The sequence below is a fragment of the Deinococcus gobiensis I-0 genome, from assembly GCF_000252445.1.
Taxonomy (GTDB): Bacteria; Deinococcota; Deinococci; order Deinococcales; family Deinococcaceae; genus Deinococcus; species Deinococcus gobiensis.
In genome coordinates this window covers 854,585-868,417 of record NC_017790.1, presented here as the reverse complement: position 1 = coordinate 868,417, position 13,833 = coordinate 854,585, and the positions used below count along the sequence as shown (strand labels likewise).

The 13,833-nt window shown below is 71.7% G+C and carries 13 protein-coding genes; 1 reads left to right on the top strand and 12 read right to left on the bottom strand.

All coding sequences use genetic code 11. The features are described from left to right. Positions 1 to 303: 303 nt before the first annotated feature. The 12 genes from DGO_RS03945 to DGO_RS03890 form a co-directional block, all read right to left on the bottom strand. Complete coding sequence (locus DGO_RS03945) at positions 304 to 1,818, bottom strand: carboxypeptidase M32 (RefSeq protein WP_043800997.1); 1,515 nt, start codon at positions 1,816 to 1,818, stop codon at positions 304 to 306. Beyond that, complete coding sequence (locus tag DGO_RS03940; protein ID WP_050920676.1) at positions 1,815 to 2,438, bottom strand: RraA family protein; 624 nt, start codon at positions 2,436 to 2,438, stop codon at positions 1,815 to 1,817. The genes DGO_RS03945 and DGO_RS03940 overlap by 4 nt, the downstream gene beginning before the upstream one ends. Beyond that, the gene (locus tag DGO_RS03935; RefSeq protein ID WP_083847205.1) at positions 2,431 to 3,858 is read right to left on the bottom strand and encodes a dipeptidase; all 1,428 of its coding nucleotides are present in this window, start codon (positions 3,856 to 3,858) and stop codon (positions 2,431 to 2,433) included. The genes DGO_RS03940 and DGO_RS03935 overlap by 8 nt, the downstream gene beginning before the upstream one ends. Then, complete coding sequence (locus DGO_RS03930; protein ID WP_043800994.1) at positions 3,858 to 4,625, bottom strand: SDR family NAD(P)-dependent oxidoreductase; 768 nt, start codon at positions 4,623 to 4,625, stop codon at positions 3,858 to 3,860. Before DGO_RS03930 ends, DGO_RS03935 begins: the two co-directional genes overlap by 1 nt. Continuing rightward, the gene (locus tag DGO_RS03925) at positions 4,622 to 5,674 is read right to left on the bottom strand and encodes a ketopantoate reductase family protein (protein WP_043800992.1); all 1,053 of its coding nucleotides are present in this window, start codon (positions 5,672 to 5,674) and stop codon (positions 4,622 to 4,624) included. The genes DGO_RS03930 and DGO_RS03925 overlap by 4 nt, the downstream gene beginning before the upstream one ends. After that, positions 5,671 to 6,387: a creatininase family protein gene (locus DGO_RS03920; protein ID WP_014684187.1), complete on the bottom strand. Its 717-nt coding sequence runs from the start codon at positions 6,385 to 6,387 to the stop codon at positions 5,671 to 5,673. Before DGO_RS03920 ends, DGO_RS03925 begins: the two co-directional genes overlap by 4 nt. 14 nt (positions 6,388 to 6,401) lie before the next feature. After that, positions 6,402 to 7,415, bottom strand: a complete 1,014-nt coding sequence (locus DGO_RS03915; RefSeq protein WP_085961032.1) for a GntR family transcriptional regulator — start codon at positions 7,413 to 7,415, stop codon at positions 6,402 to 6,404. Then, positions 7,412 to 8,425: an ABC transporter ATP-binding protein gene (locus tag DGO_RS03910; RefSeq protein ID WP_014684185.1), complete on the bottom strand. Its 1,014-nt coding sequence runs from the start codon at positions 8,423 to 8,425 to the stop codon at positions 7,412 to 7,414. The genes DGO_RS03915 and DGO_RS03910 overlap by 4 nt, the downstream gene beginning before the upstream one ends. A 68-nt stretch (positions 8,426 to 8,493) precedes the next feature. After that, positions 8,494 to 9,522 carry an ABC transporter ATP-binding protein gene (locus DGO_RS03905; RefSeq protein WP_050920675.1) on the bottom strand — a complete coding sequence of 343 codons (1,029 nt, stop codon included), beginning with the start codon at positions 9,520 to 9,522 and terminating at the stop codon, positions 8,494 to 8,496. After that, entirely contained in the window at positions 9,519 to 10,367 is an 849-nt protein-coding gene (locus tag DGO_RS03900; RefSeq protein ID WP_014684183.1) for an ABC transporter permease, read from the bottom strand. Before DGO_RS03900 ends, DGO_RS03905 begins: the two co-directional genes overlap by 4 nt. A gap of 34 nt (positions 10,368 to 10,401) precedes the next feature. After that, positions 10,402 to 11,337, bottom strand: coding sequence for an ABC transporter permease (locus tag DGO_RS03895; RefSeq protein WP_043800988.1), 936 nt, complete (start codon positions 11,335 to 11,337; stop codon positions 10,402 to 10,404). 112 nt (positions 11,338 to 11,449) lie between these two features. Continuing rightward, positions 11,450 to 13,024 carry an ABC transporter substrate-binding protein gene (locus tag DGO_RS03890; RefSeq protein WP_014684181.1) on the bottom strand — a complete coding sequence of 525 codons (1,575 nt, stop codon included), beginning with the start codon at positions 13,022 to 13,024 and terminating at the stop codon, positions 11,450 to 11,452. A gap of 207 nt (positions 13,025 to 13,231) precedes the next feature. On the opposite strand from DGO_RS03890, the gene DGO_RS03885 reads away from it, so the two are divergent. Then, a complete protein-coding gene (locus DGO_RS03885) occupies positions 13,232 to 13,819 on the top strand; it encodes a TetR/AcrR family transcriptional regulator (RefSeq protein WP_014684180.1) in 588 nt (195 codons plus the stop codon). Positions 13,820 to 13,833 lie beyond the last annotated feature (14 nt).

Here is a 13,833-nt window from a genome sequence, read left to right as displayed (position 1 = left end):
CTCCGGGATAAGGGGAGAGAGGGGTCCTGGGCAGGAGCAGAATTGTGGTGCCGGGTCACTATAGGGGATGACGGGCCGTCCGTTAAATCGGCCAGCCGACCGTAACCGGTTCCCGCAGGTCTCCGCGTCCGTTCCCCGCCCTCCCCCGCCGGTAGACGGCCTTCCGGCGCAGAATGGCCGTCCAGCGGCGGCCAGAACACCGAGGGCCACCTGCGTGACCCCATGCCTGGCGCCGCCGGTCAGGTGCCGGAGAGGCCGCGCGTCTACCGACCCTGCGCGCGCCCTCAGCACCCCTGTCCGGACTCAGTTCAGCCCGTACAGGTCTTCGTACTTGCCACTGAGGTAACGCAGGTAGGGCTCGGGGTCCAGGCCGCGCCCGGTGGCGCGCACCAGCAGGTCGTGGGGCACGAGGGACCGGCCGTGCCGGTAGATCTGCCCGGTGAGCCACTCGCGCAGCGGCGCGTAGTCGCCCCGGCCGAGCTGCGCCCCCAGGTCGGGAAGGGCCTGCGCCGCCGCCTCGTAGAACTGCGAGGCCATCACGTTGCCCACGGTGTAGGTCGGGAACGAGCCGAACAGGCCCGACGACCAGTGGATGTCCTGCAAGACCCCCCGGCGGTCGTCGGGGACATCCAGGCCCAGGTCGGCCTTCATGCGGGCGTTCCAGGCCTCGGGCAGCCCGGCCACCTCCAGCTGGCCGCCGATGAGGTCGCGTTCCAGCTCGACCCGCAGCATGATGTGCAGGTCGTAGGTGAGTTCGTCGGCCTCCACGCGGATCAGGCTGGGACGCACCTCGTTCACGGCGCGGTGGAACTCTGCGGCGCTCACGTCCCCGAGCTGCTCCGGAAAGCGCGCCTGAAGGGCCGGATAGTGCAGCGCCCAGTAGGCCTGCGAGCGCCCGATGCGGTTTTCCCACAGCCGCGACTGGCTCTCGTGGGTGCCGTAGCTGCTGCCCCCCACGGCGTAGAGGCCCAGCAGGTCGCTGGCGAGCACCGTACGGGTGAGGTCCGGGCTCACCCCCTGCTCGTACAGCGCGTGCCCGGTCTCGTGCAGGGTGCCGAACAGCGCCCCGCTGAGAAAGTTCTCCTGGATCCGCGTGGTGATGCGCACGTCCTGGCGCGTGAAGCTGATCTCGAAGGGGTGCGCCGACTCGTCGAGCCGCCCGCGCGTGAGGTCGTAGCCGAAGGTCTGGGCGGCGCTCAGACACAGCCCGCGCTGCTCGGCCGCCGGGTAGTGGCGGCGCAGGAAGTCGGTCCGGGGAGCGGGCTGCGCCTGGACGCGCCGCAGCAGCGCCACATGGTGCGTGCGCAACCGGGCGAACAGCGGGGTCAGGGCCGCGCCCGTCAGCCCCGGTTCGTACAGGTTCAGCAGGGCGTCGTAGGGATGATCCCCGTAGCCCAGGGCCTCGGCCAGCTCGCGGTTGAGCTGCACCATGCGGGTCAGCATCGGCGCGAAGGCCGCGAAGTCGCTCTGCGCCCTGGCCTGCGCCCAGGCGGCCTGTGCCCCACTCTTCAGCAGCGCCAGTTCGCGGGTCAGGGCTTCCGGCACGCGGCGCATGGCCTGCACCGCCTCCAGCGCCTGGGCCGCCGCGACCGCCTGCGCCGGGTCGCCGCGCGCCTCCTGGGCCGCCTGCTCGAAGGCCGGGTCCAGCGCCCGCGCGCGCGCCAGGGCACTGACGGTCGCCAGCTGCTGGGCGCGCGTCTGCTCGCCGCCGGGGGGCATCTGGGTGCGGGCGTCCCAGGTCAGGAGGTTCAGGACGCACAGCAGGTCGTTCACTTCGCCGGAGCGCCGCTGAAATTCGGATTCGGGGGGCTGGGTCATGGGCTGCTCCTGTCGGGTCGAGAAGGGACGGAAAGGAAGGCGGGGGGCAGGTCGCGCAGCAGGGCCGGGACGAGCCGCAACGCGCGCGCCGCCGGGACGACGACCACGCCGCTGTCGTCCCCGACGACCAGATCGCCGGGCCGCACCGGGACGCCGCCCAGCGTGACGGGCACCTGCACGGCCCCGCCCACGCGGCGCGGTCCGGCCCCCGGCGTCACCCCGGTACACACGACCGGAAATCCCAGGTGGCGCACGGCGTTCACGTCGCGGCAGGCTCCGGCCAGCACGGCGGCGCGCACGCCCCGCGCCTGGGCCGCCCGGGTGGTCCGTTCGCCCCAGAAGGCGTGGGTGGCCGTCCCCGCGACGACGAGGACGCTGCCCGCCGGGGCCTGTTCCAGCGCGGCATACACGGCCCCCAGTTCGGTGTCCTGGGGCTGGGCCGTGACCGCCAGCCCCGCGAAGGGCCGCCCCGCGTGCAGGGGCCGGAAGCCGGGTGGCAACGCGCCGACCTGCGGGGGCTCTGCCTGGCCCAGGGCGTCGCTGAGGTCGCAGGTCAGGTCACGGCCGGGCAGGGCCCGGTGCAGCGCCTCGGCCAGGGCCGCCAGCGCCGGGCTATCCACCGTCGCCCAGCGCCCACAGCAGGCGCGCCCAGGCCTCCTGGCCCTCGTAGAGCCGCCCGATGCGGAAAAATTCGTTCGGCGCGTGGATGTTCTCGTCGCCCACCGCGAAGCTGAACAGCAGGGTTTCAAGCCCCAGCACCGAGCGGAAGGTGTCCAGAATGGGGATGCTGCCGCCCATGCCGACCTCCAGGGCGGGCTGGCCGTACACGTCCCGCAGCACGTTCAGGGCAGCGCGGCGGCCCGGATGGTCCGGGGCCAGGGCGTAGGCCCGCCCGGTGTGGTCGCCGGGCCGCAGCTCCAGACGCACGCCCGGCGGGGTCCGTGCCCGCAGGTGGGCAGCGAGCTTGCCCAGCACGTCTTCCGGGTCCTGACCGGGCACCAGCCGGCAGCTGAGTTTCACGTGGGCCTCGGCGGGCAGCACCGTCTTGCTGCCCTCGCCGGTATACCCGCCCCACAGGCCGTTGACCTCGGCCGTCGGGCGGTGCCACTGCCGCTCCAGGGTGCCGTATCCGGCCTCGCCGTACACGTCGGGGGCCCCGGTCTGGTCCAAGTAGGCCGCGTCACTGTGGGGCAGGGCGGCCAGGGCGGCGCGCTCCTCGGCGGGCAGTTCGGCCACGCCGTCGTAGAAGCCGGGCACCGCCACGCGCCCGTCCTCGCCGTGCAGGCTGGCGACCAGGGCGGCGGCGGCGTGCAGGGGGTTATGCAGCCCCCCGCCGTGCCGCCCGGAATGCAGGTCGCGCGCCGGGCCGTACACGCTGAATTCCATCGCCGCGATGCCGCGCCCGCTGACCGTCAGCGAAGGGAAGTCGGCGCTCCACATGCCGCCGTCGGCGCTGATCACGAAGTCGGCCCTCAGTTCGGCCGCGCGCCGCGCCACCAGCTCGCCCAGGTGCGCGCTGCCGACCTCCTCCTCGCCCTCGAACAGCACCTTCACGTTCAGGGGCAGGCGGCCCTGCGCGGCCAGGAGCGCGCCGAGCACCTGCACGGTGAGCAGCAGCGGACCCTTGTCGTCGCTGACCCCCCGGCCGTAGAGCCGGTCACCGACGACGGTGGGCGTGAAGGGCGGCGTCTCCCACAACTCCAGCGGCTCGGGCGGCTGCACGTCGTAGTGCCCGTACACGAGGACGGTCCGCGCCTCCGGGGCGCCCAGCCAGTGACCGTAGACGGCCGGGTGCCCGGCGGTCGGCCAGAGGGCCACGTCCTCCAGCCCCGCGCGTTCCAGACGCGCCGCGAGCCAGCCCGCCGCGCGCGCCATGTCGGGCGCGTGGGCGCTCTGGGCGCTGACGCTGGGGATACCGGCGAACTCGACCAGTTCGGCCAGGGACTCCTCTGCCCGCGCGCGCAGGAGGGCCAGGACCGGGGCCAGGGCCTGCGGGACGGGCGCGGCACCGGGCCGGGGGTCCGGCCAGCGCGCGGCCATCAGCGGCCGCCGTCCACGCTGAGCACCTGTCCGGTGATCCAGCCCGCCTGTTCGGAGGCGAAGAACAGCACGGCGTGGGCGATGTCCTCGGGGCTGCCCAGGCGCTTCAGGGCGATGCCCGACAGCAACCGGCGCTGGCCTTCCTCGCCGTAGCTCTCCCACTGGCGTTCGGTGGTCGGGTTGCTGCGCACGAAGCCGGGAGCCACGTTGTTCACGGTGATGCCCCACTCGCCCAGTTCGTGCGCGAGCTGCCGGGTCAGGCCGATCTGGGCCGCCTTGGCGCTGGCGTAGGCCTGGATGCCGGTCAGGCTCACGCCCAGGCCCGCGCCGGAGCTGATGTTCACGACGCGGCCCCAGCCCTGGCGCTTCATGTGGGGGGCCGCCGCCTGCGCCATATAGAAGGCCCCGTCCACGTTCACGCGGAAGATGGCCTGCCAGTCCGCCTCCGTGATCTCCTCCAGCGGGCGGCCCACCTGTCCCAGCACGCCCCCGGCATTGTTCACGACGATGTCCACGCGGCCCGTCTCCTGCACGGCGCGCGCGGCGAGGGCCTGCACGGCGGCGCGGTCGGTCACGTCCACGCGGGCCACCTGCAGGGGCGTGCCCTGCGCCTGCGCCAGGGCGGCGGTCTCGGCTAGCCGCTCTTCGAGCACGTCGCAGGCGTAGACGGCGGCCCCGCGCGCGGCGAAGGCCAGCGCGATGGCCCGCCCGAAACCGTGCGCCGCGCCCGTGACCAGGGCGGTGCGCCCGCCGAACGTGACGTTCACGCGCCCTCCCCGGCAGGGGTCCGGGCCTGCCCCAGCTCGGCCAGGTTGGCCCGGTCCAGGGGGCGGCGGCCCTCCTCGATGTCGTGGATCAGGGCGACGAGTCGGGTGGTCAGGGGGGTCGGGACCCCGTGCAACGCCCCGAAATGCACCACCCAGCCGAGCTGCGAATCCACCTCCGTGCGCCGCCGCCGCACCGCGAGGTCGCGCCAGATGCCGCTGTGCGTCTTGGCGCTGCGGCGGTTGAAGGCGACCAGTTCGTCGAGGCTCGCCTGCGCCTGCGCGCGGCTGGCCTGGGGCAGGAAGGCGGACGGGTCGAAGCCGTTGAAGGCCTCGGGCGTCACGCCGTGCGCCAGCGCCACCCGCATGACCTCGCGGCCCAGTTCGGTGTAGGTGTCGCGGTCCTCGGGGCGGGCCAGGGCGTCGGCGATGGAGTCGTTGGTCAGGGCGGTGGCGAACAGCAGCGCGCCGTACCCCAGCTTGCTCCAGAGGTAACCCATGATGTTGGGGGTATGCACGGCCTCCGGCTCGAACGCCCGCAGCAGGGCGTGGACCTGCGCCGAGCGCGCGCTCAGGCCGCCCGACGGCTCCCCGACGACCACCGCGCCGCGCCCGCCGTACAGCACGACCCCCGGCTCCAGGTAGTCGGCGCCGAAATTCACGAAGCTGCCCAGCACCCGCTCCGGCCCCAGCACCTCGTCCAGGGTCAGGGTGTTCAGGCCGTTCTGGACCGACACGACCACGCCGTCCGGGTCCAGGTGCGGGGCCAGCGCTCCGGCCGCCGCGCGGGTGTCCTGCGCCTTGGTGCACAGCAGGACCAGCGGCCAGGTCCCGCGCACCTCGCCGGGGGTGAACGCCGGGGCCTGGACCGTGAAGTCCCCGAAAGGGCCGGTGACGCTCAGACCGCGTTCGCGGATGGCCTCCACGTGGTCGGCCGCCTGATCCACGAAGGTCACGTCCGTCCCGGCGCGGGCCAGATATGCCCCGATGCTGCCGCCGATGGCCCCGGCCCCCCAGATCAGGACGCGCGGGTATTCAGGCTGCGCGGTCATTGTCGCTCTCCCCGGTCCGGTTGGCCGTCCAGCCAGCCGCCTTCCAGCAGCGCGCGGGTTTCCCCCACCGCCTCGGCCCAGATGGCGTGCATGTCCTCGTCGGGGCGCTGGAACCGCCCGCCGTAGTTGCCCTCGCCCAGATAGGAGCGCAGGGCCTGTGGCGAGAGCAGCCGCAGCCGGTCGAGGTCCAGCGCGTCCTTTTCCCCGTCCGGCATGGCGACGCCCTCCAGGCGGGTCCAGGGAAAATTCTCCATCCAGGAGGCGTGGCTGGCGTTGCGGTCGGTGGCCTGCACCTTCGCCCACACGCGCGGGGCGTTCCACCAGTTGTGGAACTTGACCTGCGCGCCGGGGTGGTCGGCCATCCACTCGCCGCAAAACCCCTGTGCGGGCGAGTTGCCGCCGTGCCCGTTCACGATCAGGATGCGCCGGAAGCCCTGCTCGTGCAGGCTGTCGAGCACGTCGCGCACGAGCGACAGGTAGGTCTGCACCCGCAGGGTCACGCTGCCCGGATAGCCCCGGAAATACGGCGTGATGCCGTAGGGCTGTACCGGAAAGACCGGCACGCCCAGCGGCGCGGCGGCCTCGTGCGCCAGCCGCGAGGGCAGGATGTTGTCCACCGCGAGGCTGAGGTAGGCGTGCTGCTCGGTGCTGCCCAGCGGCAGGACGCAGCGGTCGTCGGTCTTCAGGTACGCTTCGACCTGCATCCAGTTCATCTGTTCGATGGGTGTCATGGATTCTCCTTGTCCTTGCGCCGCGCCTCGGCGGCGGGCAGCACGAGGCCCTCCACGTCGCGCGGGTCGATCATGTGGCGGTATTCCAGGGCGGGTTTGGTGGGGGCCAGCGCCCGGACGCGGTCCGACCCGGTGGCGTACACCACCACGTCGGCGGCGGCCAGCAGCTCGGGCAGTTCGGGGGCATGCAGGTGCGTGCCCTGCACCCCGGCCACGTGCGGCGCGAAGCGTTTGACCCCGGCCAGGAAGGTCGGCAGGAATTCCTCGAAGGTGGCGACCAGGGTCAGCCGGTCGAGCGGACTCAGGGCGGCCAGGGCGGCGCGGGTCGCCGGCGCGGGGATGAAGCCCACCGGCACGATGGACACGCCGGGCAGCCGGGCCTGGGTCTGCGGCAGGCGGTGGGCCAGGGCCAGCACCACGTCGGCTCCGTAGGCCGCGCGCTGCTGCTCGGGCCAGCGCAGGTCGTCCAGGGTCAGGGCCTGGACACGGTCCTCTGGGCGCAGGGCCAGCGCGAGGTCGGCGGCGTAGGCGTGCGTGGCGTCGGCGAACAGGCCCACCAGCACCACCTTGACCCCCTCGGGGGCGGCCTGGCCGCCGCGCGCCAGCAGCACCTGCATGACCTCGCCGATCTGCCGCAGCGTGTAGCCCTCGGCCTCGGCCTGCCGGATGGTCCCGGCCAGCAGGGCGCGCAGCCGGGCCTGGTCCGGGCCGCTGGGCACGCGCGGCAGGTCCGCGACGTAGGTGCCGCGCCCGCGCGACGTGACGATCAGCCCCAGGCCAAGCAGTTCCTTGTAGACCTGCGCCACCGTGACGTGGGCCACCCCCAGCGCCTGCGAGAGGTCGCGCACGCTGGGCAGCCGGGTGCCGCGCGCGATCTCGCCGCAGGCGATGCCGTATTCCAGCTGGCCGCGCAGCTGCGTGCCCACGGGAATGTCGAGGCTGCGGTCGATGACCAGGGGCCAGGGCAGGGGGGCGGGCACGTGAACAGGCGCGGGGCTGGCGGAAGTCATGGCGTTACCTTATCCAGCTGTCCCGGAGCCGCCCCGGAGGTGACCGGACTGTAAAGGTGACAGGCCACCTCGCCGCCTTCCGGCAGGGGTTGCAGGGCCGGGCGCTCCTCGGCGCAGCGCGCGAAGGCCTGCGGGCAGCGCGTGCGGAAGGCGCAGCCGCTGGGAATGTTCAGCGGGCTGGGCAGCTCGCCCTGGAGGGCGGGCGCGGCCGTGCGCCGGGCGGGGTCGAGCGAGGGGGCGGCCGCCAGCAGCGCCTGCGTGTAGGGGTGCCGGGGCGCGCCGAAGACCTGCGCGGTGTCGGCCACCTCGACCACGCGGCCCAGGTACATCACGGCGACGCGGTGCGAGAGGTGCTGCACGAGCCGCAGGTCGTGCGCGACGAACAGCACCGTGAGGTCCAGCCGCTCCTGGAGTTCGAGCAGCAGGTTGACGACCTGGGCCTGCACGCTCACGTCGAGGGCCGAGACGAGTTCGTCGGCGATCAGGCACTCGGGTTCCAGCGCCAGGGCGCGCGCGATGCCGATGCGCTGGCGCTGCCCGCCCGAGAACTCGTGCGGCAGGCGGCCGGCGGCGCTCTGCGGCAACCCCACCAGCGTCAAGAGTTCCTGCACGCGGGCCTCCTGCTCGGCGGGCGGGCGCATGCGGTGCACGCTCAGGGCCTCGCGCAGCACCTGCCCCACCGACATGCGCGGGTTGAGGCTGGAATAGGGGTCCTGAAAGATCATCTGCACGCGGCGGTTGTAGGCCCGCAGCGCCGCGCCGCGCAGCGCCGTGACCTCCTCGCCGCCGTAGCGCACCGAGCCCTCGTCGGGGTCGTACAGCCGCACGAGGCAGCGCGCCAGGGTGGACTTGCCGCAGCCGCTCTCGCCCACGATGCCCAGCGTCTCGCCCCGGCGCACGCTCAGGTGCACGTCGGTCAGGGCCTGCACCGCGCGCCGGGGGCCGCCCCGCCAGCGTTCCAGCAGCGAGGTCGCCACCGGGAAGGTCTTGGTCAGGCCGCGCACCTGCATCAGTGTGCCGGGCGGGGTGACGGGGGTCTGCTCAGGCCGTCGCGTAGCGGGTTGTTCGGGCATGGCGGTCATGCGCCCACCTGCCGGGCAGGCATAGACGTAGGCGCGGTCTGCGGCTCCTGCGGGCCGGGCAGCTCGGCGGCGTGAACGCAGGCGCTGGCACGGCCGGGCGCAATCTCCAGCAGCGGCGGTTCGGCGACCAGGCACGCGGGCGTGACATACGCGCAGCGCGGCGCGAAGGCGCAGGCCGTTGGGGGCACGCGCAGGTCGGGCGGCCCGCCGGGAATGGGCTGGAGGGGCACGCGGTGCGCGCCGCCGCCCGGCAGGCTGCGCAGCAGCCCCAGCGCGTAGGCGTGCCGGGGCTGCCGGAACAGCGCCGTGACGGGCGCGGTCTCCATCAGCCGGCCGCCGTACATGACGGCCACGCGGTCGCAGGTCTGCGCGATGACCCCGAGGTCGTGCGTCACCAGGATGACCCCCATGTGCATCTCCTCGCGCAGCCGCAGCAGCAATCTCAGAATCTGGTCCTGGATGGTCACGTCGAGCGCGGTCGTCGGTTCGTCGGCCAGCAGCAGCTTGGGCTCGGAGGCGAGCGCGATGGCGATCATGGCGCGCTGGCGCATCCCGCCCGAGAACTGGTGCGGGTAGTCGCGCAGGCGGGCGCGCGGGCTGGGAATGCCGGTGAGGTCGAGCAGCTCGGCGGCGCGGTCCTGGGCGGCGCGGCCCCGCAGGCCCCGGTGCTCGGCGAGGTTCTCGGTGATCTGCTCGCCCACGCTCAGGACCGGGTTCAGGGCGCTCATGGGTTCCTGGAAGATCATGCTGATCTGGCCGCCGCGCACGCCACGCAGCCGCGACGGGGGCAGCGTGAGCAGGTTCTCGCCGCCGTAGCCGACCTCGCCCGTCACCTGGATGGGCGGCGCATGGAGGCGCAGCAGGGCGCGCAGGGTCACGCTCTTGCCGCTGCCGCTCTCGCCCACGATACCCAGCACCTCGCCGGGCTGCACGTCGAAACTCACGCCGCGTACCGCGTGCAGCGTGCCCCCCGGCGTGGGAATACGCACGTTCAGGTCGCGGACACTCAGGAGGGGCGCGGTCATGCGCGGGGCCTCAGGGCGTCGGCCAGGCCGTCACCGATCAGGCTGAAGGTCACGCCCGCCAGCGTCAGGGCCAGCCCCGGAAAGGTGCTGATCCACCACGCGGTCGCCATGAAGTTCTTGCCGTCGGCGACCATCACGCCCCACTCGGGGGTGGGGGGCTGCGCGCCCAGGCCCAGGTAGCCCAGCGAGGCCCCCAGCAGGATGCCCAGGCTCATATCGGTCATGAGATACACGATGGCGGGCGTGACCGCGTTGGGCAGCAGGTGGCGCAGCAGGATGCGGCTGGGGCTGTAGCCCAGCACCCGGCCCGCCTGGGCGTACTCGGCCTTCTTCTGGGTCATGACCTCGCCGCGCGTCAGGCGCCAGTAGCTCACCCAGCCGACCGCGCTCACCGCGACGTACATGTTCGTCAGGCCCGGCCCGAGCACCGCCACGATGGCGATGACCAGCACCAGGAAGGGAAACACCACCACGAGGTCCGCGACGCGCCCCACCAGCGCGTCGGCCCAGCGCCCCAGGTAGCCCGTCAGGGCCCCGAGCAGCGTGCCGAAGACGAACGGGAAGAGGGTGGTGAACACGGCGATCTGGAGGTCGATGCGCGTGCCGTAGATCACGCGGCTCAGCACGTCGCGCCCGAAATTGTCGGTGCCGAAGGGATGGCGGGCCGAGGGCCCCTGCAAGATGGCCTCGTAGTCGAAGTCGGTGGGGCTGAAAGGGGCGAGACGGGCCGGGAAGACGGCCGCCAGAATCAGCACGGCCAGCAGCGCGAGGCCGACGAGCAGCGTGGGCTTGGGCCAGCGCCGCCGCCGGGGCGCGGCCACGGGGGTCAGGGTCGCGGTGGTCAAGGAAGCCTCCTGGAAGGGCGGGCCGGGCCGGGCATCAGTTCAGCTCCACGCGCGGGTCGAGGCGGGAATGGATCAGGTCGGTGACCAGAAAGACCAGCGACACCACCACGGCGAAGGTCAGGGTCAGGCCCTGGATGACCGGGTAGTCGCGGCCGAAGATGGCGTCCACCATCAGGCGGCCCACGCCGGGAATGGCGAACACGCTCTCGGTGATCACGGCTCCGCCGATCAGGCCGCCGATGTTCAGGCCCAGCAGGGTGACGGTGGCGATCAGGGCGTTGCGCAGCACGTGGCGCGTCATGATCACGCGCCCGCGCAGTCCCTTGGCCCGCGCGAAGGAGACGTACTCGGCCGTGAGCACCTCGATCACCGAGTTGCGCAGGGTGCGCACGAGGACGGCCGCGAGGTTCAGGCCCAGCGTCAGCGCGGGCAGGAACAGGTGGTAGAGGTGCCCCGTGAAGCCCTCGCCGTAACCGCCGATGGGAAACCAGCCCAGGCGCGCGCCCAGCAGCGTGAGCAGTTGCAGCGCCACGTAGAACACCGGCAGCGACAGCCCCACCTGGAACACGCCCCGGATCAGGGCGTCCACCCAGGTGTTGCGGCGCACGGCGGCCAGCACGGCCAGCGGTACGGCGAGCAGCACGCCCAGCACGGCGGCGTAGACGCTCAGGAACAGGGTGACGGGCAGGCGCTCGGCGATCAGGCGCAGCACCGGCACCTTGAGGCTGATGCTGTCGCCCAGGTCGCCCTGAAGGAGACGCTGCACGAACAGGCCGAACTGCACCGGCAGCGGGCGATCCAGGCCCAGTTCGCGGTTGGTGCGCTCCACGATCTCCGCCGTGGCCCGGTCGCCCAGCACCGCGCTCGCGGGGTCGCCGGGCAGCAGCCGCACGAGCAGGAAGACCAGCAGCATGACGGCCAGAAAGGTAGGAATGATCTGCACGAGACGTTTCAGGACGTAGGTATTCATCGGCGCTTCCCCGTTCGGGCGTGGGCGAGGCACAGAGGCCGGGACGGCCGTGCCCACGCGGACACGGCCCTGGTCGGGGGCGGGGCCGTGCCCACCCGGTCGCGGGCTTCCCCTACTTCGTCAGCCAGGTGGAGGCGAAGATGTTGTTGCCCAGCGGAATCTGCACGAAGCCGTTGACCTTCTTCGACAGCGCCACCGGATACGGCGTCTCGTAGAGGTAGATGATGGGCGCGGCGGCGGCGTACACGCTCTGGATACGGCGGTACTGCGAGGCGCGGGTGATGCGGCTGAGTTCCTGTTGGCTCTGCGCGAACAGCTTGTCGATCTCGGCGCTCTTGAAGCCCGTGTGTACCGACTCGATGTTGTCGAACAGCGCGTAGTAGCTCGTGATCTGCGAGGGGTCGTTGATGTCGTTGGTCCAGGCGGCGGTGCGCATCTGGAAGTCGTTGGCGCGGTAGCGGGCCGTCTTGGTGGCGGCGTCCACCTGCTCGATCTTGAGACGCACGCCGATGGCCCCCCACATCTGTTGCAGGGCCGTCAGCAGGGCGAGGTCGTCGGCGCTGCCGCTCGTCGCCAGCACGCTGACCTCGAACCCACCCTTGTACTTGCTGGCCGCGAGCAGGGATTTGGCCTTGGCGAGGTCGTAGGGAAAGCCCTTCTGGCTCGAATCGAACAACGGCGTGGTCGAGGACATGTAGGAGGTCATGGGCTTGCCCGTGCCATAGGTCACGACCTGAATGAGTGCGTCCTTGTTGGTCGCGTAGTTCAGTGCCTGGCGCACCCGCACGTCGCTCAGGGGGTTGTCGGTCCCGTTTTTCAGGGTGGGGCGGTTGTTCATCAGGATCGAGTTCACCTTGGTCGAGGGGAACAGTTCCATGTCCAGGGCGGCGTTGCGCTTCAGCTCGGCCACGCGGCTCAGGGGAATGAATTCGGCGCCCTGCAATTCCCCGGCCTGGAGCTTCAGGATGCGGGTGTTGTCGTCCGGAATGATCTCGAAGCGCACGCTGTCGAGGTAGGGCAGCGCCTTGCCGTCGTCGCCCTTTTTCCAGTAGTAGGGATTGCGCTTGAGGACCATGTACGACCCGCGTTTCCACTCGCTGAGCACGAAGGGGCCGGAACCGATGGGCTTCTCGGCGAAGGCCTTGGCCTTCTCGGCGTCGTTCTTGCCGGGCGCGGCCGTGAAGAGCTTCTGGGGCATGATCCCGGCGTTGAAGGTCGCCAGGGCGGCGGGCAGGGTGGGGTCGGGCCGCTTGAGCTTGAGGGTGACGGTGTTGCCGCTGACGGTCACCGTATCGATGCTCGCCAGCGAGGAACTCCAGGCCCCGGCGTCGGGCTTGCGGGCGCGGTCCAGCGACCATTTCACGTCGGCCCCGGTCAGGGCGCTGCCGTCGGCGAACTTCAGGCCCGGGCGCAGGGTCAGCGTCAGGGTCTTGCCGTCGCTCGACGCCACGTAGCGCGAGGCGAGGCCCGGCTGCACGCCTTTGCCGTCGGCCGTGGGCTGGAGCAGGGTGTCGTAGAGGTTCGTCAGGATCCAGATGTCGAGGTTGGCGTCGTTGAGGACCGGGTCCAGAAACAGCGAATCGGCGTAGCGGCCGTAGACGAGTTGCCCGCCCCGCGTCGCGGCCAGGGCCTGCGAAACGCTGAGTGCGGCGACGAGGGTCAATGCGGCCTGAGACAGTCGGTTCATACCCACCTCCAGAACATCCATAACAGCTTTGCTGGTGTTATGCAGAACCATAACAGTCTCTCCAGGTTCCCGCAAGGCCACGCACAGCACACGCACATACCGACCTAGTCAAGAAAATGCAGGGCCGGTCAGCTCTCTCTTCTTTTTCCTGCGCATCCATTTCTAGACGACCGGTCTATTTTCTGCTAAACTCCGGTCGTGGCTGTGATGACCAAAGGAGAACAGACCCGCCGGCACCTGCTCGACGTGGGCCGGCAGCAGGTTCTTCAGAAGGGGTACGGCGGCGTGGGCCTCAAGGAACTTCTGGAGGCCGGCGGCGTGCCTAAAGGCTCCTTCTACCATTACTTCGCCTCGAAAGAAGCCTTCGGCTGCGCGCTGCTGGACGACTATTTCGAGGAATACGAGGCGAGGCTCGACCGGCTGCTGGCCCAGGAGGGCAACGCGCGCACGCGGCTCATGCGCTTCTGGCAGGCGTGGCTGGACACCTCGGCCCAGGGCGGCCTGGCGAACCACTGCCTGGTCGTCAAGCTGGGGGCCGAGATCGCGGACCTGCCGGGCGACCTGCGCCGCCTGACCGATCAGGGCGCGGCCCGCCTGCTGGGCCGGGTCGGGGCCGCCGTGGCCGAGGGTCAGGCCGAGGGCTCCGTTCCCGCCGGGACGCCGCCCGGCACGCTCGCCCAGGCGCTGTATTCCATGTGGCTGGGCGCCGCCGTGCTCTCGAAGGTCCAGAAAAGCCCGCAGCCCCTGCAAGACGCCCTGGTCGTCACGGCGCAGCTCCTGACCCCCACCGCCTGACTTTCTTCCCGGAG

What these genes read in the sequence shown, in the direction of transcription:
- DGO_RS03920 (WP_014684187.1), bottom strand. Translation starts at nt 6,387, where the DNA reads ATGAACTGGATGCAGGTCGAAGCGTACCTGAAGACCGACGACCGCTGC.
- DGO_RS03925 (WP_043800992.1), bottom strand. Translation starts at nt 5,674, where the DNA reads ATGACCGCGCAGCCTGAATACCCGCGCGTCCTGATCTGGGGGGCCGGG.
- DGO_RS03905 (WP_050920675.1), bottom strand. Translation starts at nt 9,522, where the DNA reads ATGACCGCGCCCCTCCTGAGTGTCCGCGACCTGAACGTGCGTATTCCC.
- DGO_RS03910 (WP_014684185.1), bottom strand. Translation starts at nt 8,425, where the DNA reads ATGCAGGTGCGCGGCCTGACCAAGACCTTCCCGGTGGCGACCTCGCTG.
- DGO_RS03890 (WP_014684181.1), bottom strand. Translation starts at nt 13,024, where the DNA reads ATGAACCGACTGTCTCAGGCCGCATTGACCCTCGTCGCCGCACTCAGC.
- DGO_RS03885 (WP_014684180.1), top strand. Translation starts at nt 13,232, where the DNA reads ATGACCAAAGGAGAACAGACCCGCCGGCACCTGCTCGACGTGGGCCGG.
- DGO_RS03935 (WP_083847205.1), bottom strand. Translation starts at nt 3,858, where the DNA reads ATGGCCGCGCGCTGGCCGGACCCCCGGCCCGGTGCCGCGCCCGTCCCG.
- DGO_RS03895 (WP_043800988.1), bottom strand. Translation starts at nt 11,337, where the DNA reads ATGAATACCTACGTCCTGAAACGTCTCGTGCAGATCATTCCTACCTTT.
- DGO_RS03915 (WP_085961032.1), bottom strand. Translation starts at nt 7,415, where the DNA reads ATGACTTCCGCCAGCCCCGCGCCTGTTCACGTGCCCGCCCCCCTGCCC.
- DGO_RS03945 (WP_043800997.1), bottom strand. Translation starts at nt 1,818, where the DNA reads ATGACCCAGCCCCCCGAATCCGAATTTCAGCGGCGCTCCGGCGAAGTG.